Source organism: Pseudomonas cucumis (genome assembly GCF_030687935.1).
Classification (GTDB): Bacteria; Pseudomonadota; Gammaproteobacteria; order Pseudomonadales; family Pseudomonadaceae; genus Aquipseudomonas; species Aquipseudomonas cucumis.
In genome coordinates, this window is the sequence record NZ_CP117454.1 from 67554 (window position 1) to 86669 (window position 19116).

The 19116-nt window shown below is 59.6% G+C and carries 20 protein-coding genes; 10 read left to right on the forward strand and 10 right to left on the reverse strand.

Translation table 11 applies throughout. The features are described from left to right. Positions 1 to 143: 143 nt before the first annotated feature. Complete coding sequence (gene polA, locus PSH97_RS00300) at positions 144 to 2912, reverse strand: DNA polymerase I (protein WP_305447647.1); 2769 nt, start codon at positions 2910 to 2912, stop codon at positions 144 to 146. Between the two features lie 74 nt (positions 2913 to 2986). On the opposite strand from polA, the gene PSH97_RS00305 reads away from it, so the two are divergent. Continuing rightward, entirely contained in the window at positions 2987 to 3274 is a 288-nt protein-coding gene (locus PSH97_RS00305; protein WP_008076254.1) for a DUF2782 domain-containing protein, read from the forward strand. A gap of 59 nt (positions 3275 to 3333) precedes the next feature. Further along, the gene (locus PSH97_RS00310) at positions 3334 to 4284 is read left to right on the forward strand and encodes a homoserine kinase (protein WP_305447648.1); all 951 of its coding nucleotides are present in this window, start codon (positions 3334 to 3336) and stop codon (positions 4282 to 4284) included. Between the two features lie 118 nt (positions 4285 to 4402). Here PSH97_RS00310 and PSH97_RS00315 read toward each other — a convergent pair whose 3' ends face one another. Next, positions 4403 to 5323 (reverse strand): zinc ABC transporter substrate-binding protein, encoded by a 921-nt coding sequence (locus PSH97_RS00315; RefSeq protein WP_305447649.1) that lies wholly within the window; start codon positions 5321 to 5323, stop codon positions 4403 to 4405. Between the two features lie 66 nt (positions 5324 to 5389). Here PSH97_RS00315 and zur point away from each other — a divergent pair, with 66 nt between their 5' ends. Genes zur through PSH97_RS00335 form a run of 4 tightly spaced genes read left to right on the forward strand, consistent with a single transcriptional unit; the run spans position 5390 to position 8186 of the window. Next, complete coding sequence (gene zur, locus PSH97_RS00320; RefSeq protein ID WP_007902861.1) at positions 5390 to 5872, forward strand: zinc uptake transcriptional repressor Zur; 483 nt, start codon at positions 5390 to 5392, stop codon at positions 5870 to 5872. Next, positions 5872 to 6651 carry a zinc ABC transporter ATP-binding protein ZnuC gene (gene znuC / locus PSH97_RS00325; RefSeq protein ID WP_305447650.1) on the forward strand — a complete coding sequence of 260 codons (780 nt, stop codon included), beginning with the start codon at positions 5872 to 5874 and terminating at the stop codon, positions 6649 to 6651. Before zur ends, znuC begins: the two co-directional genes overlap by 1 nt. Then, complete coding sequence (gene znuB, locus PSH97_RS00330) at positions 6644 to 7432, forward strand: zinc ABC transporter permease subunit ZnuB (protein ID WP_305424437.1); 789 nt, start codon at positions 6644 to 6646, stop codon at positions 7430 to 7432. Before znuC ends, znuB begins: the two co-directional genes overlap by 8 nt. Positions 7433 to 7469: 37 nt before the next feature. After that, positions 7470 to 8186: a PA5502 family lipoprotein gene (locus tag PSH97_RS00335; protein WP_305447651.1), complete on the forward strand. Its 717-nt coding sequence runs from the start codon at positions 7470 to 7472 to the stop codon at positions 8184 to 8186. A gap of 96 nt (positions 8187 to 8282) precedes the next feature. Here the strand turns inward: PSH97_RS00335 and katE are convergent, their stop codons facing one another. Continuing rightward, positions 8283 to 10421 (reverse strand): catalase HPII, encoded by a 2139-nt coding sequence (gene katE / locus PSH97_RS00340; protein WP_305447652.1) that lies wholly within the window; start codon positions 10419 to 10421, stop codon positions 8283 to 8285. Positions 10422 to 10685: 264 nt separating this feature from the next. Here katE and PSH97_RS00345 point away from each other — a divergent pair, with 264 nt between their 5' ends. The 3 genes from PSH97_RS00345 to PSH97_RS00355 are packed head-to-tail and all read left to right on the forward strand — an operon-like array spanning position 10686 to position 13201. After that, the gene (locus PSH97_RS00345) at positions 10686 to 11693 is read left to right on the forward strand and encodes a methionine ABC transporter ATP-binding protein (RefSeq protein ID WP_052963570.1); all 1008 of its coding nucleotides are present in this window, start codon (positions 10686 to 10688) and stop codon (positions 11691 to 11693) included. Then, a complete protein-coding gene (locus PSH97_RS00350) occupies positions 11693 to 12367 on the forward strand; it encodes a methionine ABC transporter permease (protein WP_305447653.1) in 675 nt (224 codons plus the stop codon). The genes PSH97_RS00345 and PSH97_RS00350 overlap by 1 nt, the downstream gene beginning before the upstream one ends. 60 nt (positions 12368 to 12427) lie before the next feature. Then, entirely contained in the window at positions 12428 to 13201 is a 774-nt protein-coding gene (locus PSH97_RS00355; RefSeq protein ID WP_305447654.1) for a MetQ/NlpA family ABC transporter substrate-binding protein, read from the forward strand. A 171-nt stretch (positions 13202 to 13372) separates the two neighbouring features. On the opposite strand, the gene PSH97_RS00360 is transcribed toward PSH97_RS00355, so the two are convergent. From PSH97_RS00360 to PSH97_RS00380, 5 genes are read right to left on the reverse strand one after another with little or no spacing between them, the layout of a single operon-like run. Further along, positions 13373 to 14008 (reverse strand): SCO family protein, encoded by a 636-nt coding sequence (locus tag PSH97_RS00360; protein WP_305447655.1) that lies wholly within the window; start codon positions 14006 to 14008, stop codon positions 13373 to 13375. Beyond that, entirely contained in the window at positions 14005 to 14904 is a 900-nt protein-coding gene (cyoE, locus tag PSH97_RS00365) for a heme o synthase (protein ID WP_305447656.1), read from the reverse strand. The genes PSH97_RS00360 and cyoE overlap by 4 nt, the downstream gene beginning before the upstream one ends. Then, a complete protein-coding gene (locus PSH97_RS00370) occupies positions 14892 to 15971 on the reverse strand; it encodes a COX15/CtaA family protein (RefSeq protein WP_305447657.1) in 1080 nt (359 codons plus the stop codon). Before PSH97_RS00370 ends, cyoE begins: the two co-directional genes overlap by 13 nt. Before the next feature lie 10 nt (positions 15972 to 15981). Then, complete coding sequence (locus tag PSH97_RS00375; protein ID WP_305447658.1) at positions 15982 to 16575, reverse strand: hypothetical protein; 594 nt, start codon at positions 16573 to 16575, stop codon at positions 15982 to 15984. Further along, the gene (locus tag PSH97_RS00380) at positions 16541 to 17281 is read right to left on the reverse strand and encodes an SURF1 family protein (protein ID WP_305447659.1); all 741 of its coding nucleotides are present in this window, start codon (positions 17279 to 17281) and stop codon (positions 16541 to 16543) included. The genes PSH97_RS00375 and PSH97_RS00380 overlap by 35 nt, the downstream gene beginning before the upstream one ends. 70 nt (positions 17282 to 17351) lie before the next feature. Here PSH97_RS00380 and PSH97_RS00385 point away from each other — a divergent pair, with 70 nt between their 5' ends. Continuing rightward, positions 17352 to 17555 carry a twin transmembrane helix small protein gene (locus tag PSH97_RS00385; RefSeq protein ID WP_030129650.1) on the forward strand — a complete coding sequence of 68 codons (204 nt, stop codon included), beginning with the start codon at positions 17352 to 17354 and terminating at the stop codon, positions 17553 to 17555. A 16-nt stretch (positions 17556 to 17571) separates the two neighbouring features. Here PSH97_RS00385 and PSH97_RS00390 read toward each other — a convergent pair whose 3' ends face one another. Both PSH97_RS00390 and PSH97_RS00395 read right to left on the reverse strand, forming a co-directional pair. Beyond that, on the reverse strand, positions 17572 to 18459 hold the full coding sequence (locus tag PSH97_RS00390; RefSeq protein ID WP_305447660.1) for a cytochrome c oxidase subunit 3: 888 nt from the start codon (positions 18457 to 18459) through the stop codon (positions 17572 to 17574). 33 nt (positions 18460 to 18492) lie between these two features. After that, positions 18493 to 19050 carry a cytochrome c oxidase assembly protein gene (locus PSH97_RS00395; protein WP_305447661.1) on the reverse strand — a complete coding sequence of 186 codons (558 nt, stop codon included), beginning with the start codon at positions 19048 to 19050 and terminating at the stop codon, positions 18493 to 18495. Positions 19051 to 19116: the final 66 nt, after the last annotated feature.

Genomic DNA, 19116 nt, shown 5'->3' on the forward strand with positions numbered 1-19116 from the left:
GTATCTCTGAGTGGCGGTTCACGGATTTAGTTCAGACTATTTTCAAAAACCATTGGAAATAATCGTCGTTATTTTCCGCACTATACCCCTTCGTTATTTTGTGCTGCGGCAAGAGGCCGCAGCACACATGTCCCTCAGGCGACTTAGTGCGCCTCATCCCAGTTGTTGCCTACACCTACCTCGACCAGAAGCGGTACATCCAGCTGTGCGGCGCTGCTCATGTGCACGCGAATTTCCTCACGGACCTGGTCGACCAAGTCCTCTCGCACCTCGAGCACCAATTCATCATGCACCTGCAGGATGACTTTGGCGTCAAGGCCGGACGATGTCAGCCAGTTATCCACCGCTACCATGGCTTTTTTGATGATGTCCGCCGCGGTGCCTTGCATCGGGGCGTTGATCGCCGTGCGCTCGGCAGCTTTACGCAGGGCCTGGTTTTTCGCGTTGATTTCCGGCAGGTAGAGACGACGGCCGAAGATGGTTTCGACGAAACCTTGCTCGGCGGCCTGGGCGCGCGTGCGCTCCATGTATTCCAGCACGCCGGGATAACGGGCGAAGTAACGGTCGATGTAGGCCTGGGATTGTTTACGGTCAACGCCGATCTGCTTGGCCAGTCCAAACGCGCTCATGCCGTAGATCAGGCCGAAGTTGATGGCTTTGGCACTGCGACGCTGATCGTTGGTGACCGCGTCGAGCTCGACGCCAAACACCTCCGCTGCTGTAGCGCGGTGTACATCGAGGTTGTTGCGGAAGGCGTGCAGCAAGCCTTCGTCCTTGGCCAGATGCGCCATGATCCGCAGTTCGATTTGCGAATAGTCCGCGGCCAGCAGCTTGTAGCCTTTGGGCGCGACGAACGCCTGACGAATCCGACGACCTTCGGCGGTGCGAATCGGAATGTTCTGCAGGTTCGGGTCGATCGACGACAAACGTCCGGTGGCGGCGACGGCTTGCTGGTAAGACGTATGAATGCGCCCGGTGCGAGCGTTGATCTGCTCTGGCAAACGGTCGGTGTAGGTGCTTTTGAGCTTGCTCAGCGAGCGGTATTGCATCAGCACCTTGGGCAGCGGGTAGTCCTGTTCGGCCAACTCGGCCAACACCGCTTCGGCAGTCGATGCCTGGCCCTTGGCGGTTTTGCTGAGTACGGGCAAACCGAGTTTTTCGTAGAGGATCATGCCCAGTTGCTTCGGCGAACCGAGGTTGAACTCCTCACCGGCAATGGCAAAGGCCTCACGCTCAAGGGCGATCAGTTTCTCGCCCAGTTCGACGCTCTGGATGCCCAGCAAGTTGGCGTCCACGAGTGCGCCTTGGCGCTCGATACGGGCCAGAACCGGCATTAGCGGCATTTCAATCTCGTTGAGCACCTTGCCCAGGCTTGGCGTTGCTGCCAGTTTTTCCTGCAAAGCCAGGTGCAGCCGGAAGGTGACATCGGCATCTTCGGCAGCATAGGGGCCCGCCAGCTCAAGCGAGATCTGGTCGAAGGTCAGCTGCTTGACGCCTTTGCCCGCGATCCCTTGAATGTCGGTCTTGCTTTGGCCCAAGTACTTGAGCGCCAGGCTGTCCATGTCGTGACGGGTGGCCGTCGAGTCCAGGACGTAAGACTCGAGCATGGTGTCGTAGGCGATGCCCTGAACAATAATCCCGTTGCTCTGATCACCACCGATGGCGCAGTTGGCGAGGATATTGGTTTCGAACTTGGCGTGTTGGCCGACTTTCAGCTTATTCGGGTTTTCCAGCAGCGGTTTCAGCGCCAGCAGTACAGTGTCGCGATCCAGCTGTTCCGGCACGCCCATGTAGGAATGGGTCAGCGGGATGTAGGCTGCTTCGTTGGCCGCGACGGAAAACGCCAGACCCACCAATTGCGAATGTTGAGCATCGGTGCCATTGGTTTCGGTGACGAAGGCGATCAACGGTGCCTTGTCGAGCTTGTCCAGCCAGGCCTCGAAACGCGCCCGGTCGAGGACGGTTTCGTACTTCGCTTCGGCTGCTCCCGGCTGCTCCTGGACGACTTCAACAATGTCCTGACCTGCGCGCTTGGCATCGCGCTGGTTCTCTTCGAACCAGCTTTTGAACTCCAGCAGGGAATACAACTCGGCGAGTTTTTCGTGATCCGGTGGGCCCATATGCAGGTCGTCGAGGCCGAAGTCCAGCGGTACGTCGATCTTGATGGTTGCCAACCGATAAGAAAGAAAGGCCATTTCCTTATGCTCTTCGAGTTTGGCCGGCAGTGTCTTGGCGCCGCGAATCGGCAGGGTCGGGACGATGTCGAGCTGCGCATAGAGCTCGGTCAGGCCACCGTTCACACCGACCAGCAGACCGGAAGCGGTCTTTGGACCGATACCCGGAACGCCCGGGATGTTGTCGGATGAATCGCCCATCAGTGCCAGGTAATCGATGATCTGCTCGGGAGCGACGCCGAATTTCTCCTTCACGCCTTCCACGTCCAGCGCGCTACCGGTCATCGTATTGACCAAGGTAATGTGCCCGTCGACCAGTTGCGCCATGTCCTTGTCGCCGGTGGAGATCACCACCGGACGGTCGGCGGCCGCGCTGCTGCGGGCCAGAGTGCCGATCACGTCGTCCGCTTCGACGTTGTCCACGCATAGCAGTGGAAAGCCCAGGGCCTTGACGCTGGCGTGCAGCGGCTCGATCTGGACCCGCATGTCGTCGGGCATGCTTGGGCGATTGGCCTTGTATTCGGCGAACATCGCGTCGCGGAACGTCCCGCCCTTGGCGTCGAATACCACGGCGAACGGGCTGTCCGGGTACTGCTTGCGCAGACTCTTGAGCATGTTCAATACGCCCTTCACCGCACCGGTCGGCAGGCCTTTGGACGTGGTCAGCGGTGGCAGCGCGTGAAAGGCGCGGTACAGATAAGAAGAACCGTCCACCAGGACGAGGGGGGCTTGGCTCATGAGCAGGATCAACCTTTTCGGCGGGTCCGGCGCTAGAATAGCGGGACCGTTGACGACAAAGGGACAAGGTTATCATGCGCACACTAAATCGCTTGTTGCTGGCTGGCTTGTTTGCAATCACTCCATTGGCTGTCATGGCGGCGGACGACGCCCCCTCGGCAGATCCGGATGTAACGATCCGCACGGAAGGTGACAAAACCATTCAGGAATATCGGCAAAATGGTTTTTTGTATGCCATCAAGGTGACCCCGAAAGTCGGTAAACCGTATTTCCTGGTGCGCGCTGATGGCTCGGACGGTAACTTCATTCGCTCGGATCAGCCGGATATGTTGATTCCGTCGTGGAAAATATTCGAGTGGTAAGCCGCTCCTAACTTAAATCGGCGCCGGCAGTCGCGGCGCCCGTACTGGCAGTTTTAACCATGTCTGTGTTCACCCCCCTGGCTCGGCCCGAGCTGGAAACCTTTCTCGCCCCTTACGGGCTTGGCCGCCTGCTTGATTTCCAGGGGATCGCCGCCGGTAGCGAAAACACCAATTTCTTTATCAGCCTGGAGCAGGGCGAGTTTGTCCTGACCTTGGTCGAGCGCGGTCCGGTGCAGGAGATGCCGTTCTTCATCGAGCTGCTCGACGTGCTTCACGACGCCGATCTGCCGGTGCCCTATGCCCTGCGCACCACCGACGGCGTCGCGTTGCGTGAACTGGCCGGTAAACCTGCGCTGTTGCAGCCCCGTCTGGCCGGTAAGCACGTCAAGGACGCCAACGCGCAGCACTGCGCTCAGGTCGGCGAGCTGCTGGCTCATTTGCACCTGGCGACCCAGGCCAACATGATCAAACGCAAAACCGATCGCGGCCTGGACTGGATGCTGGAGGAGGGCACGCAGTTGCTTTCGCATCTGAATGCCGAGCAAAGCGATTTGCTGCAACGGGCGCTGGATGAAATCACACAGCAGAAGACGAAAATTCTGGCGCTGCCGCGAGCCAACATCCACGCCGACCTGTTCCGCGATAATGCGATGTTCGAAGGCACGCACCTGACCGGGTTGATCGACTTCTACAACGCCTGTTCGGGGCCGATGCTCTATGACGTGGCGATTGCCTTGAACGATTGGTGTTCGGACGAGCAAGGGCAGCTCGATGGCGCTCGGGCGCGGGCGTTGCTGGGCGCCTATGCCGCGCTGCGACCGTTTACCGCTGCCGAAGCCGAGCTATGGCCGACCATGCTGCGCGTGGCGTGCGTACGGTTCTGGTTGTCGCGGTTGATCGCCGCGGAGTCTTTCGCCGGGCAGGACGTGTTGATTCACGATCCGATGGAATTTCAGTTGCGGCTGACGCAACGGCAGAAGGTCAACACGCCACTACCTTTCGCCCTCTAAAAGCATCGCGGGCAAGCCACGCTCCCACAGGGTTTGTGTCGTTCATAATATTGGCGAACGACACAAACCCGGTGGGAGCGTGGCTTGCCCGCGATTGGGGGCGACACAATTTTCGGAACTACAACGACTCCAGACACCCCGCCAAATCATTCCCCAGCTTTTCCAGCAACTGCTCATACCCCTGAGCAGTCGCTGGCGTGTATCCGCCCAGCGCATCCAGTTCCGCCAGTTTCACCGGCAACCCGGCCACCAGGGTTTCTGCCAGGCGTGGGCGCAGCGGAGGTTCGCTGAACACGCAGGTCTTGCCGACTTCCTGCAACCGCGTGCGCATCGCTGCCACGTGTTGGGCACCGGGCTGCACTTCGGCAGCGACACTGAACACGCCGGTGTGCTTGAGGCCGTAAGCGTCTTCGAAGTAGTCGAAGGCTTCGTGGAACACGAAGTAAGGCTTGCCCGCGATACCCGCCAGACGGGCCTTCAGGCGCAGGTCCAAAGCATCGAGACGCTGATCGAACGCCATGAGGTTGCTCTGGTAGCGCGCCGCGTTGGCCGGATCTACAGCACTCAGATCGTTGGCCATTTTGGTGGCGATCACGCGGGCGTTGATCGGTGACAACCACAAATGCGCATCCAGGTTGCCGGGGCGGTGATCGTGATCATGCTCATCGGCTTCTTCGGCGTCGGAGTGGTTATCTTCGGCGAAATGTCGCAGTTTCAGGCCGGGCAAATCCTGCACCGCAATGCTGGGCAGCGTACGACCTTTCAGCACGCGAGGCAGGAAACCTTCCATGTCCGGGCCGATCCAGTACAGCAGCGCCACCGATTGCACTTTCCGTACGTCGGATGGGCGCAAGGCATAGTTATGCGGCGAAGCGCCGGGCGGCAGCAAGACTTCCGGAACCGCTATACCGTCCTGTACCGCAGCGGCGATCAGCTGCAGGGGCTTGATGCTGGTGAGGACTTTGACTTCGGCTTGAGCAGAGCCGATCAGCAGGAAAGTTGCTAAAAATGCGACGAAGATAGAAAAAATTCGGGACACGATGACCACTCGAAGAGGCGAGAACGGGTAACATAATAACGTCTCTCACAAAACTCGTCGCCGCTCATGCCTAAAACACCGATTGCCAGCCGTCCCCACGACCACTCTCATTGCGTTCATAGCGCATTGTCTGAGGCCGATGCCTTGTGCGCACGTCAGGGGCTGCGTCTGACCGCTTTGCGTCGACGGGTGCTGGAACTGGTATGGCAAAGCCACAAACCGTTGGGTGCCTACGACATTCTGGCGGTGCTCAGCGAGCAGGACGGCCGCCGCGCCGCGCCTCCGACCGTGTACCGCGCGCTGGATTTCCTGCTGGAAAACGGCCTGGTACACCGAATCTCCTCGCTGAACGCCTTTGTCGGCTGCAATCACCCGGAACACGCTCACCAGGGCCAGTTCCTGATCTGCCGCGAATGCCACGCCGCCATCGAACTCGAACAGAAATCCATCAGCGACGCGATCATCAATAGCGCCAAAGATGTTGGATTTATCGTCGAGGCCCAGACCGTTGAAGTGATCGGTCTCTGCTCGGGTTGCCAGGGGGCGTGATGAGCAACGCGCTGATTCGCCTCGAGCAGGTGGCTGTCACCTTTGCCGGGCAAAACGTACTGGACAACATCGAGCTGAGCGTCGAGCCGGGGCAGATCGTCACCTTGATCGGCCCCAACGGTGCCGGCAAAACCACGCTGGTGCGCGCGGTGCTCGGCCTGTTGAAACCGGACAGCGGCAGCGTCTGGCGCAAGCCAAAGTTGCGCGTTGGTTACATGCCGCAAAAACTCCATGTCGATCCGACCCTGCCGCTGTCGGTGCTGCGCTTCTTGCGTCTGGTGCCGGGCGTGGACCGCGCTCGCGCGTTGGCCGCCCTCAAGGAAGTCGGCGCCGAACAGGTCATCGACAGCCCGGTACAAAGTGTTTCCGGTGGCGAAATGCAGCGGGTGCTACTAGCGCGTGCATTGCTGCGCGAGCCGGAACTGCTGGTGCTGGATGAGCCGGTGCAAGGCGTCGATGTGGCCGGTCAATCCGAGCTCTACAGCCTGATAACACGCTTGCGCGACCGTCATGGTTGCGGCGTTTTGATGGTCTCTCACGATTTGCATCTGGTGATGAGCACCACCGATCAGGTGGTGTGCCTGAATCGCCATGTCTGCTGTTCCGGGCATCCCGAGCAGGTCAGCGGCGATCCGGCATTCGTCGAGCTGTTCGGAAAAAACGCACAAAGCCTGGCGATATATCACCACCATCACGACCACGCCCACGACCTGCATGGCTCGGTGGTCAGCGCGGTCCCGTTGACTCACGTTCATGGAGATAGCTGCAAGCATGGCTGATTTTCTGCTTTATGCCCTGCTTGCAGGTCTGGCCCTGGCGCTGGTCGCGGGTCCGTTGGGTTCCTTCGTGGTCTGGCGGCGCATGGCCTATTTTGGCGACACCTTGTCCCACGCGGCGCTGCTCGGCGTGGCGCTGGGTTTTCTGCTGGATGTCAGCCCGACCGTTGCGGTCACTGTAGGCTGCTTGTTACTGGCGGTATTGCTGGTGACGTTGCAACAACGGCAGCCACTGGCGTCCGACACGCTTTTGGGAATTCTCGCACCGAGCACGCTCTCTCTGGGCCTTGTGGTACTAAGCTTCATGCATGAAGTGCGGATCGACCTGATGGCCTATCTGTTCGGCGACTTGCTGGCGATCAGTCCGACCGATCTGGCCTGGATCCTCGGCGGTAGCGCGGCGGTTCTGACATTGCTGGTCACGCTGTGGCGACCTTTGCTGGCGATCACGGTGCACGAAGAACTGGCCAAAGTGGAAGGTTTGCCAGTGGCGGCGTTGCGCCTGGCCCTGATGTTGCTGATCGCTGTGGTGATTGCGGTGGCGATGAAAATCGTCGGCGTGTTGCTGATTACTTCGTTACTGATTATTCCGGCGGCTGCGGCACAGCGTCACGCCCGCTCGCCGGAGCAGATGGCACTGGGCGCGAGCCTGCTGGGCATGCTCGCGGTGTGTGGCGGGCTGGCGTTGTCCTGGTTCAAGGACACACCGGCCGGCCCGTCGATTGTGGTGACGGCCGCCGCGCTGTTTCTGCTGAGTTTTGTCCTGCCCCGTCGAGGGGTGTAGACTTGCTCGTTTTTTGCGCAAATAGAGAGTCGCAGGAATGAAGCTGTTCGCCTCCCGTTATCTGCTCCTTGTCGCATTTTCGCTGCTGCTGGGCGCTTGCCAAAGCACGCCACCGGCGGCCACCGAGGCCCCCGATGCGCGGGCCACGGCTATCGCACAGCTGGAACAAAGCCTGGCCAGCAGCGAACTGGCCACCGCCGAAGGACAATTGGCGGCTTTGCAGGCCGAGTCGCCCAACGATCAATCCCTTGAGCAATACCAGCGGCAATTGGCCGAAGCTTATTTACTGCGTAGCCAGATCGTGTTGCAAAAAGGTGATGTGAATGCAGCAGCCACCGCCCTCAGCCGTGCCCGGGTATTGATGCCCAAGGCCCCGGCGCTGACCGGTGGCGTCAACAGCGCCATTGTCCATGCGCGCAAGGCTGAACTGGATAAAGCCGAAGCGGCTCTCAAGGCTGCCGAAGCCAAACCTCAGGCCAAAGTCATCGACCCGACGGCTGAAAGCACCACGGTGGCATTGAATCTCACCGATATGAGCAAGCTCCGTCGTCAACTGGATGCCATCGCCGCCGATGTGGTGAATTACCAGTGCGACGTGAGCATTCAGGTGCCGCGCACCCAGGATTACCCATGGCTGGCCACGCTGCTGACCAAACGGGTGAAGAAGCTGGATTCGGAGTTTGATCTGAAGCTGGAGAAACAGATTCTGCGCAACATTCCGGCGCAGATGGTTCTGAGTCCGCGCAAGCCTTAAACGCTTCGCGGGCAAGCCTCGCTCCTATAGGATTTACGCTGCACCTGTGGGAGCGAGGCTTGCCCGCGAAGGCGTCCTCCTACTCGATAAAGACCCTCAAGCCGGAACCGCCTTGGCCTTAGGCTCCCTCTCCCACACCCGATGCTGACCGATCGCGGCAAAAAACGCCTGGAACAACTTGGCATCGTTACCCACGATCACCCCCGCATCCACTTCCAGCTTCAACACATCCAACAACTGCCTGGCCTCGCTATGCAACGCAATCGCTTTCAAGTGCTTATAGGCTTCCAGCAGGTAATGCAGCGCTACACCATCGGTACTCAGCGCCTTGATCGACGCTGCGCCACCCGGCACGAACACCGCGTCAAATGCCACCGACGGTAAACCTTCCATCGACGCATCCACCGGCAGCGTTTTGCCATCGGCGGTTGTCACGGGGGCCGAGGTCGGACCGAGCAGTTTGGCGTGCGCGCCTTCGGCCATCAGAGCCTTCTTCATCGCATCAATCGCCGCACCATCCACCCCATTGGCCGCCAGAATCGCCACTTTTCGGGTTTTAATATCCCCCGACAGCAGGTTGGCCTGGCTCAGGGCGGGGGAGTGGTCGAGTGACGTTTTGCGCACCTCGACCGTTCCGGCCTTAGGTACCGGCAAGCCCAGGTTCTGTGCCACGCGTTTGGCCAGTTCCAGATCGATATTGGCCAGGATCTCATTCACCTGTCGCGCGCGAATAAATTCGCGTTCGACCTTGCCCAGCTCAAAACTGTAAGCGGCGATGATGTGTTCCTGCTCGTGCTTGCTCATGCTGTGGAAAAACAGCCGCGCTTGAGAGAAGTGATCGCTGAACGACTCGCTGCGCTGACGGATTTTCACAGCGTCGATGCGCTCCGGATAAGTCTCGAAACCGCCGTCCTGCGCGGCTGGTGGGGTTTCCTTCGGCCAGCCGCTGTCGATGGAGTTCGGCTCGTAGGAAGCGCGTCCCTTGTCGATGGTGGTGCGGTGCTGCGCATCCCGTTGACCGTTATGGAATGGTGAAACCGGACGGTTGATCGGGATCTCATGAAAATTCGGCCCACCCAGTCGGCTGATCTGCGTATCGGTGTAGGAAAACAACCGACCTTGCAGCAACGGGTCATTGGAGAAGTCGATCCCCGGCACGATATGCCCGGGGCAGAAGGCGACCTGCTCGGTTTCGGCGAAGAAGTTGTCCGGGTTGCGGTTGAGTACCATCTTGCCCAGCGGAGTGATCGGCACCACTTCTTCAGGGATCAGTTTGGTCGGGTCGAGGATATCGAAATCAAAGGCATGTTCGCTTTCTTCCTCGATAACCTGTACGCCCAATTCCCATTCCGGGTAATCCCCCGTCTCAATGGCCTCCCAGAGATCACGACGGTGGAAGTCGGTGTCTTTGCCGGCGAGCTTCTGCGCCTCATCCCACACCAGCGAGCAGGTGCCGGCGGCAGGGCGCCAGTGGAATTTGACGAAGCGTGCTTTGCCTTCGGCATTGATCATGCGAAACGTGTGCACGCCGAAGCCCTGCATGGTGCGCAGGCTTTTGGGGATTGCCCGGTCGGACATGGTCCACATCACCATGTGTGCGGATTCCGGCACCAGAGAAACAAAGTCCCAGAAAGTATCGTGGGCCGAACCACCGGTAGGAATCTCGTTGTGGGGTTCGGGTTTTACCGCATGTACGAAGTCAGGAAACTTGATCGCATCCTGAATGAAGAACACCGGCATGTTGTTGCCCACCAGATCGAAGTTGCCTTCGTCGGTAAAAAACTTCACCGCGAAACCTCGTACGTCCCGCACGGTATCGCCTGATCCGCGCGGACCTTGCACCGTGGAAAAGCGCACAAAAACCGGAGTCTTTTGATGTGGGTCTTGTAGGAATCCGGCCTTGGTCAGTATGGAATGGGTTTCATATGCCTGGAAGTAACCATGGGCGCCGGTGCCACGGGCATGGACGATGCGCTCGGGAATGCGTTCATGGTCAAAGTGCGTGATTTTTTCACGCATGATGAAGTCTTCCAGCAACGACGGCCCGCGGGCGCCGGCCTTCAACGTGTTCTGATTGTCCGCGACCTTCACGCCCTGGTTGGTGCGCAAGGCCTGTTCGGTGGCATCGGAGCGAAATTTTTCCAGGCTGTCGAGCTTGGCGTTGGTGTTGCTGCGGTCCAGGGTATCGGTCCCGGCCAGTGCGCCTTTGGGAGCGGCAGGCTTTTTAGTACTCATCAGACGTAAACTCCTCGTTGCGATTCCCGCCGTAGCCAGGACTCTTGAGCAATACCCCAGACACGGCATCGGGGCGTTTTCGAGTTGCCTAATTAGTGACTGATGAGGTTTTTAGCCGTTCCTTTTTTATGACCTTTGATCGCGTTATTGCCAAATGGAAGGTTGAATGCGGAATAAATGCTAATAACCTCTATACGGACAGGCTAAAATGCGCGCCCGGCTAACCGCTGATCCTTTTCTAACGCGCCCCACAAGGTTCGCTACGTGATCGAGTTTCAAAACGTCCACAAAACTTACCGCGTCGCCGGTAAGGATATTCCCGCCCTGCATCCGACCAGTCTGACGATTGAGAATGGTCAGGTCTTTGGCCTGATCGGCCATTCCGGCGCGGGAAAAAGTACCCTGCTGCGTCTGATCAACCGCCTGGAAAACTCCAGTGGCGGCAAGATCATCGTCGATGGCGAAGAAGTCACCGCGCTGGACGCCAATAGTCTGCGGCGTTTCCGTCAGCAGGTCGGGATGATTTTCCAGCACTTCAACCTGCTGGCGTCCAAAACCGTGGCCGACAATGTCGCGCTGCCGCTGACACTCGCCGGTGAACTGTCCCGTAGCGAAATCGACCGGCGTGTGGCGGAGTTGCTGGCGCGGGTCGGCCTGTCTGACCATGCGAAGAAGTACCCGGCGCAACTGTCTGGCGGTCAGAAGCAGCGTGTCGGCATCGCCCGCGCCCTGGCAACCAAACCGAAGATCCTGCTGTGCGATGAAGCCACCAGTGCCCTGGACCCGCAAACCACGGCGTCGGTCCTGCAACTGTTGGCCGAGATCAACCGCGAGCTGAAACTGACCATCGTCCTGATCACCCACGAAATGGATGTGATCCGTCGGGTCTGCGATCAGGTGGCGGTGATGGATGCGGGCAAGATCGTGGAGCAAGGTTCGGTGGCCGAGGTATTCCTGCATCCCAAGCACCCGACCACCAAGCGCTTCGTGCAGGAAGACGAGCAGATTGACGAAAGCGAACAGCGCGACGACTTCGCTCACGTACCGGGGCGCATCGTGCGTCTGACCTTCCAGGGCGAAGCGACCTACGCGCCGTTGCTGGGCACCGTCGCCCGGGAAACGGGTGTGGACTACAGCATCCTGGCCGGTCGTATCGATCGCATCAAAGACGTCCCTTACGGGCAATTGACCCTGGCCGTCACCGGTGGCGACATGGAAGCGGCGTTTGCGCACTTCACTGCGGCTGACGTCCACATGGAGGTGCTGCGCTGATGGAAGTCCTGACGAGTTTCTTTTCCAATATCGACTGGTACGAAATCTGGCTGGCCACCGGCGACACCCTGCTGATGCTCGGCGGTTCGCTGTTGTTCACCGTGCTTTTGGGATTGCCGCTGGGCGTGCTGTTGTTCCTGTGCAGCCCGCGCCAGTTGCTGGAAGCCAAAGGCGTGTACGCGATGCTGTCGCTGGTGGTGAACATTCTGCGTTCGCTGCCATTCATTATTTTGCTGATCGTGATGATTCCGTTCACTGTGTTGATCACGGGCACCTCCCTGGGTGTCGCCGGTGCGATTCCACCGCTGGTGGTGGGGGCCACGCCGTTCTTCGCACGACTGGTGGAAACCGCCTTGCGTGAAGTGGATCGCGGCATCATCGAGGCGACCCAGGCCATGGGCGCGACGACACGTCAGATCATCATCAATGCCTTGCTGCCAGAAGCCCGCCCGGGCATCTTCGCGGCGATTACGGTGACAGCGATTACACTGGTGTCCTACACGGCAATGGCCGGTGTGGTCGGCGCTGGTGGCCTGGGCGATCTGGCGATCCGTTTTGGTTACCAGCGTTTCCAGACGGATGTGATGGTTGTGACGGTTGTGTTGCTGCTGATGCTGGTACAAGTGCTGCAAACCGTTGGTGACAAATTGGTTGTCCACTTCTCACGTAAATAAGTCATGAGCCGGCCATTCGCTGGCAGGCGCCAAACGGGCGCCTCACAAGGAGTTAGCTGAATGAAAAAACTACTCGTCGCGTTCGCTGCCGTTGCAGCCTTTTCCGCACACGCTGCCGACACCCTGACCGTCGCGGCCACCCCGGTACCACACGCGGAAATCCTCGAGTTTGTTAAACCGGCCCTGGCCAAAGAAGGCGTGGACCTGAACGTCAAGGTATTCACCGACTATATCCAGCCGAACGTGCAGGTGGCCGAGAAGCGTCTGGACGCCAACTTCTTCCAGCACCAGCCGTACCTGGATGAGTTCAACAAGGCCAAGGGCACTAACCTTGTCAGCGTTGCCGGTGTGCACCTGGAACCGCTGGGCGCTTACTCCAGCAAGTACAAAGCGCTGACCGAGCTGCCGGGCGGCGCCAACGTGGTGATCCCGAACGACGCCACCAACGGCGGTCGTGCGCTGTTGCTGCTGGCGAAGGCTGGCCTGATCAAGTTGAAGGATTCGAACAACATCCTGTCGACCGTGAAGGACATCACCGAGAACACCAAGGACCTGAAATTCCGCGAACTGGAAGCCGCGACCATCCCGCGCGTGCTGACTCAGGTCGACCTGGCGCTGATCAACACCAACTATGCGCTGGAAGCCAAGCTCGATCCGTCCAAGGACGCGCTGGTCATCGAAGGCAACGACTCGCCATACGTGAACATCCTCGTTGCCCGTCCGGACGACAAGGACAGCGCAGCGATGCAGAAACTGGTTGCTGCCCTGCACAGCCCGGAAGTGAAAGCCTTCATTCTCGAAAAGTACAAAGGCGCGGTATTGCCGGCGTTCTGATCAGCTGACGTAAACGAAAAAGGGGCGCAATCACTGCGCCCCTTTTTTGCGTCTGAAACACCGTACCTGTGGGAGCGGGCTTGCCCGCGATGGCGGTGAAACAGTCGACATCAATATTGCATGATGCTCCGTCATCGCGGGCAAGCCCGCTCCCACAGGGTTTCGTGTTGGTTATTCGCGCTTGAGCATCACCGGCAACTGCGCCACCAGTTTCTGGTTGTTCAACGGTGCGCGTATGAACCCGCGCTGAGTCCCGTCCGGTCCGACCACCGCGAGGTTGCCGCTGTGATCAACCGTGTAATTAGGCTTGCTGGTGTCCGCTGGAATAAACGGAATACTCACCGCATTGGCCAGTTTCTGAAGGTCTTCGACCGAGGATGCGGTCAGCCCGATGAATTGCGGATCGAAGTAGCCCAGGTACTGTTTGAGTTGCTTGGGCGTGTCGCGGTTCGGGTCGACGCTGACCAAAACGATCTGCAACTTGTCCACAGCATCCGCCGGCAGTTCGCTCTTGATCTGCCGCAGCTGGGCGAGGGTGGTCGGGCAGATGTCCGGGCAGAAGGTGTAGCCGAAGAACAACAGACTCCATTTGCCTTTCAGCTCGTTGACCGCCACCGGCTTACCGTCCTGATCGGTCATCTTCACGTCTGGCAGGTTACGGCTTTGGGGCAACAGGATGATCCCCGCATCGATCAGTGCCGTCGGGTCGCCCTGGTTTTTTCCGGTCAGTACTTTATTGATGGTCAGGCCCAGGATCAGCGCGATCAAGGCGACGAGAATGAAGACGGTTTTCTGGGTTCGAGTCATAGGTTCAACAGTAAGTAGTGGTCTACGAGCAGCGCGATAAACAGCAGGAACAAGTAGTAAATAGAGTACTTGAACGTGTTGATCGCCGCGTGCGGCCGAGTGCCACGGTACAGCACCACGGCCCATTGCAGAAACCTCGCGCCCAGTGCGAGGGCACAAATCAGGTAGAGCACGCCGCTCATGTGGATCACGTAGGGCATCAGGCTGACGGCCAGTAGTGCAAAGGTATAAAGCAGGATGTGGACTTTGGTGTAGTGCTCGCCATGGGTCACCGGCAGCATCGGAATGTCAGCCTTGGCGTATTCCTCCTTGCGATGAATCGCCAGCGCCCAGAAGTGCGGCGGGGTCCAGGCGAAGATAATCAGTACCAGCAGCAACGGTTCGGCGGTGACATGACCGGTGGCGGCGGTCCAGCCGAGCAGCGGCGGGGCCGCACCGGCGAGGCCACCAATGACGATGTTCTGCGGCGTCGCACGTTTCAGGAAACCGGTGTAAACCACGGCATAACCGAGCAAGGAGGCGAGTGTCAGCCACGCCGTCAACGGGTTGGTGAAGGCTAGCAGCAGAGCTTGGCCGAGCACCGCCAGCACCAGAGCGAAAGTCAGCGCAGCGGTAGGAGAAACCCGACCTTCGGCCAAGGGCCGTTTGTGGGTCCGAGCCATGACCGCATCGATGCGCCGGTCCACCACATGGTTAACCGCCGCCGCACCGCCGGCACACAAGGCAATCCCCAGATTGCCGAACACCAGCACCGTCCACGGCACCCCGGCGCGCGTCGCGAGAAACATGCCGACCAGCGAGGTGATGAGCATCAGCACCACCACTTTCGGCTTGGTCAGCTCCAGGTAATCGCGCCAGATTGCCTGACTGTGACGTTCGCCGATCAGGGTCGCCATGGCATTTCTCCTTTTATTGTTATGGGCCCGGCCGAGTGTTTACGCAGGCTGAGACGCCAGCGTACTGGGGGCTGATGCTTGACCCGAACCAGACTGGTTCGCGCGTGATAATTGACCAGCACCATTGTCAGCAACAGCGCTGCACCGCCGGCGTTGTGGGCGACGGCCACCGGCAGCGGCAAGTGGAACACCACATTGCTGATGCCCAAGGTGATTTGTACGGCAAGGGCGATCAACACCATGGCGGCCAGGCGCGTCATGCCCACGACCTTCAGTTGCCAGGCCAGACCGAGCAGAACGAGGGTGACCAGTAACGCGCCAATACGGTGAGTCAGGTGAATCGCGGTGCGGGCATCGCTGTCCAGTTGCCCGCCCAGGTAATTGGGGCCGATGTGTTGGGTCAGGTGAAAGCCGTTGGCGAAATCAGTCGGTGGCAGCCATTGCCCGTGGCAAGTCGGAAAATCGATGCAGGCCACCGCCGCGTAATTGGAACTGACCCAGCCACCAAGGGCAATTTGCAGGATCACCAGCAACAACCCGGCCGTTGCCCAGTGCTGCAAACGTCGAGGCACGGTCAGCGCCGGCAACACGCCGGACAGGCGCAAGGTCAGCAGAAACAACAGGCTCAAGGTCGCAAAGCCGCCAAGTAAATGCCCGGTGACCACTTGCGGCCAGAGCTTGAGTGTCACCGTCCACATGCCGAACGCCGCTTGGGCGAACACCACCGCCAGCACAAACAACGGTAGTTTCACCGGCTGCCCCGGGTGATGACGATGGGTCCAGGCGCGGCCCGCCAGCACCGCGATCAGCAGCCCCAATGTGCCGGCGAAGTAGCGATGGAGCATCTCGTTCCAGCCTTTGTTGGCTTCTACCGGCGCGTCGGGGAAATGCAGTTCGGCATGGGCCAGTTGGGCTTCGCTGTTCGGCACGCTGATAAAGCCGTAGCAGCCGGGCCAGTCCGGGCAGCCAAGACCCGCATGGGTCAGGCGCGTGTAGGCGCCGAGCAACACCACAATCAGTGCCAGCAAGGTGGCAAACAGCGCGAGGCGAAATCCAGGTTTGGCCATTACGATGCCCTTATCCGATGTTCGACAGTTTCAGCAAATGGCGCAGGTCGTTGAGCAGGTCCTTGCCCTTCACCGTCGGGTCGTAGCGCAGCACCAGATTGCCGTGAGGGTCGATGATCCACAGGTGCGGCGTGTCATTGCTTTGAGCGCCTTTGATGTAGGTCGGCGGGTCCAGTGAATAACGTTGCAGCTGCGGATATTCACGTTGAAGTTTAGTCTCGTAATCGCTGTTCAGCGGCTTTGCGATGGCCAGCGCATGGCTGGCGCGGGAGGCATCGCGACCGAGGCCGATCTGGATCTGGCGCGCCAGATACACCAGCTGCTGGCAGTCCACCGAACAGTCCTTGGGCGCTGTCACCAGTAGCTGCCAGCGGTCTTCTTGCGCCGGTACGCCGATGTCGGCGCGGGTCTGGCCATTGCCGATCAGTTCGCCGTGATAACTGCGGCCCTCCGGCACCCAGAACTGCAATTTGTACATGCCGGTGGCGAGGATCATCGGACCGATCACTCCCAACAGGATCAATAACAGCTGCAAGCGCCCGCGCCGACGATTTACCGGCGTTTTCGCCTCAGACATGCCGGGTGGATTCATGACCGCTCCCATTATTGTTCTCCTTTGCGTTGTGCCAGCCGAGATAGAGGTAAAGGCCGAGCAGGGCTATCGACAGGGCGAACCACTGCACGGCATAAGCCACGTGTTTTTCCGGTCCCATGGCCACCACCGGCCAATCGGCCTGGTAGGTCGCGGGACCGCTTTGCGCGCGTAATTCGTAGGCGAAACCGTCACGGTCAAGCGCCGCCCAGAGCCTGGCCGGTTCAATGGCGGTGACCAGTTGTGGCCAGGTCGTGGCGTCTGGGTCGGCGTGCAACTGGAACGTTGCGCCGGGGGAGACGTAGACCCAGGCGTCGAGGCTCAATGCCTGGGTCGGTGTGGTGAATGACGGCGGTGTGCGCCGATCCGGCCACGGCAACCAGCCGCGATTGACCAGCAGCCACAGCCCGGTTGCCCGGTCCTGAAACGGTTGCAGCAACTCGACCCCGACCTTGCCGTCGCGCTGACGGTTGTCCAGCAGCAGGCTGTGTTCGGCATCGAACTGGCCATGCAGGCGAACCCGGCGGAAGGCCGGATCTTGGGTGTGTTGCAGTTCGGTGCTGGCCATCGGTTCGGCCGCCCGGCGCTCGGCGTAGCTTTGCAGCAACGCGCTTTTCTCCGCGCCCCGGCTCAACTGCCAGAACCCGAGTGACACCAGCAAAGGCAGCAGCATCGCGACCACCAGGGTCGGCACGAGGCCCGGCCGGAAGCGTGTCATGGCGTCGCCAGAAAGTCGGTAATCGCGATAGCTATACTCAAATGCATCGCCTGTCCCCCGGAGTGTCACCATGCTCAAAGCAGCCATCGTCCTGATGCTGATTGCCACGGTTGTCAGCCTGTTCAGCGGCCTGTTTTTTCTGGTCAAGGACGACAGCCACTCGAATCGCCTGGTCATCGCCTTGAGTGTTCGTGTTGCGCTGGCTGCCACCACTGTCGGCTTGATCGCCTGGGGGTTTTTCAGCGGCCAGTTGGTGTCTCACGTGCCTTGGTAGTCATGCGAACCAAGGCTCAGAGCACGTAGACAAAAACGAACAACCCGATCCACACCACGTCCACGAAGTGCCAGTACCAGCTCGCCGCCTCGAAGCCGAATTGATGGTCGGCATCGAAGTGCCCGCGCATGACCCGCATCAGCATCACGAACAGAATGATGGTGCCCATGGTCACGTGGGCGCCGTGGAAACCGGTGAGCATGAAGAACGTTGCGCCGTAGATGCCGGAACCCAGAGTCAGGCCCAGTTCGTGGTAAGCGTGGATGTACTCTTCGGCCTGGAAACCGAGGAACGCGCAACCGAGCAACACGGTCAGCGCCAGCCAGATTTTCAGTGCGCCGCGATGGCCTTTTTTCAAGGCGTGGTGAGCAATGGTCACGGTGACGCTGGAACTCACCAGCAGCACGGTATTGAGCAGCGGCAGGCCCCAGGGGCTGATGACTTCCTTGGGGGGAGGAAAGAGTTTCGGGTCCGGGTTGTTCAGCAGCGGCCAGGTGAATTCAAACGTTGGCCACAGCATATGAGCGAGGCCTTTGGTGCCTTCACCGCCCAGTGCCGGGCCCGTGATGTTGCGCACATAGAACAGCGCACCGAAAAAGGCGATGAAGAACATCACCTCCGAGAAAATGAACCAGCTCATGCCCCAGCGGAACGAGCGGTCCATCTGTGCGCTGTACAACCCCGCGCGACTTTCCTTGATCACCGTACCGAACCAGCCGAACAGCATGTAGGCCAGCAGCAGGCTGCCGACGAAAAAGATCAATGGGCCGTGGGATTCCGGACGCGCAGCCTTCAGGTCGTTGAACCAGGTGCCCAGGCCGAACACCGTGACGAACATGCCGACCGTGGCGATAATCGGCCATTTGCTCTGGGCTGGAACGTAATAATGTTCGTGAGTTGCCATTTATTGTTCTCCTTATCGGGCACGCTTTAACGCCTAGCCGCCGGTGCTTGTTGCAACAGCCACGGGCGGATGACGTGCGGTGATATCGAACAGCGTGTAGGACAGCGTCAGGTGCTTCACTTCCTTGGGCATGTCGCGGTCAACAATGAACCGTACCGGCATCTCGATTCGCTGACCGGGCTGCAGCACTTGCTGGGTAAAGCAGAAACATTCGGTCTTGTGGAAGTACGCGGCTGCGTTGCTGGGCGCGATACTTGGTACCGCCTGCGCGCTCATCGGGCGATCAGTCGGGTTGTGGGCGATAAAAATCATCTCGTTCACCGCCCCCGGGTGAGCGGTCAGCTCATCACTCTTGGGATAGAAATCCCAGGTCATGTCGGCCGCGTTGGTCGACAGAAACTGCACGCGAACCTGCCGCGAGACGTCGACCGTTTGCTCGCCTTCATACTGCCCGGAGGTTTTGCCATTGATGCCGAACGCCTGGCACATCACGTCGTAGATCGGCACCAGGGCAAAGCCGAAAACAAACATCGCCACCACCACCAGCAACAGGCGGGTGACCAGTTTCTTCGTCGAAATCGAATCAGCCATGATTTCCAACCTCCACCCACGATCCTGTGGGAGCGGGCTTGCCCGCGATAGCGGTATGTCTGACAC

What these genes read in the sequence shown, in the direction of transcription:
- znuC (WP_305447650.1), top strand. Translation starts at nt 5,872, where the DNA reads ATGAGCAACGCGCTGATTCGCCTCGAGCAGGTGGCTGTCACCTTTGCC.
- PSH97_RS00370 (WP_305447657.1), bottom strand. Translation starts at nt 15,971, where the DNA reads ATGGCCAAACCTGGATTTCGCCTCGCGCTGTTTGCCACCTTGCTGGCA.
- PSH97_RS00310 (WP_305447648.1), top strand. Translation starts at nt 3,334, where the DNA reads ATGTCTGTGTTCACCCCCCTGGCTCGGCCCGAGCTGGAAACCTTTCTC.
- PSH97_RS00375 (WP_305447658.1), bottom strand. Translation starts at nt 16,575, where the DNA reads ATGGGAGCGGTCATGAATCCACCCGGCATGTCTGAGGCGAAAACGCCG.
- polA (WP_305447647.1), bottom strand. Translation starts at nt 2,912, where the DNA reads ATGAGCCAAGCCCCCCTCGTCCTGGTGGACGGTTCTTCTTATCTGTAC.
- PSH97_RS00350 (WP_305447653.1), top strand. Translation starts at nt 11,693, where the DNA reads ATGGAAGTCCTGACGAGTTTCTTTTCCAATATCGACTGGTACGAAATC.
- PSH97_RS00360 (WP_305447655.1), bottom strand. Translation starts at nt 14,008, where the DNA reads ATGACTCGAACCCAGAAAACCGTCTTCATTCTCGTCGCCTTGATCGCG.
- zur (WP_007902861.1), top strand. Translation starts at nt 5,390, where the DNA reads ATGCCTAAAACACCGATTGCCAGCCGTCCCCACGACCACTCTCATTGC.
- PSH97_RS00385 (WP_030129650.1), top strand. Translation starts at nt 17,352, where the DNA reads ATGCTCAAAGCAGCCATCGTCCTGATGCTGATTGCCACGGTTGTCAGC.
- PSH97_RS00335 (WP_305447651.1), top strand. Translation starts at nt 7,470, where the DNA reads ATGAAGCTGTTCGCCTCCCGTTATCTGCTCCTTGTCGCATTTTCGCTG.
- cyoE (WP_305447656.1), bottom strand. Translation starts at nt 14,904, where the DNA reads ATGGCGACCCTGATCGGCGAACGTCACAGTCAGGCAATCTGGCGCGAT.
- PSH97_RS00380 (WP_305447659.1), bottom strand. Translation starts at nt 17,281, where the DNA reads ATGACACGCTTCCGGCCGGGCCTCGTGCCGACCCTGGTGGTCGCGATG.
- PSH97_RS00390 (WP_305447660.1), bottom strand. Translation starts at nt 18,459, where the DNA reads ATGGCAACTCACGAACATTATTACGTTCCAGCCCAGAGCAAATGGCCG.
- katE (WP_305447652.1), bottom strand. Translation starts at nt 10,421, where the DNA reads ATGAGTACTAAAAAGCCTGCCGCTCCCAAAGGCGCACTGGCCGGGACC.
- znuB (WP_305424437.1), top strand. Translation starts at nt 6,644, where the DNA reads ATGGCTGATTTTCTGCTTTATGCCCTGCTTGCAGGTCTGGCCCTGGCG.
- PSH97_RS00355 (WP_305447654.1), top strand. Translation starts at nt 12,428, where the DNA reads ATGAAAAAACTACTCGTCGCGTTCGCTGCCGTTGCAGCCTTTTCCGCA.
- PSH97_RS00395 (WP_305447661.1), bottom strand. Translation starts at nt 19,050, where the DNA reads ATGGCTGATTCGATTTCGACGAAGAAACTGGTCACCCGCCTGTTGCTG.
- PSH97_RS00305 (WP_008076254.1), top strand. Translation starts at nt 2,987, where the DNA reads ATGCGCACACTAAATCGCTTGTTGCTGGCTGGCTTGTTTGCAATCACT.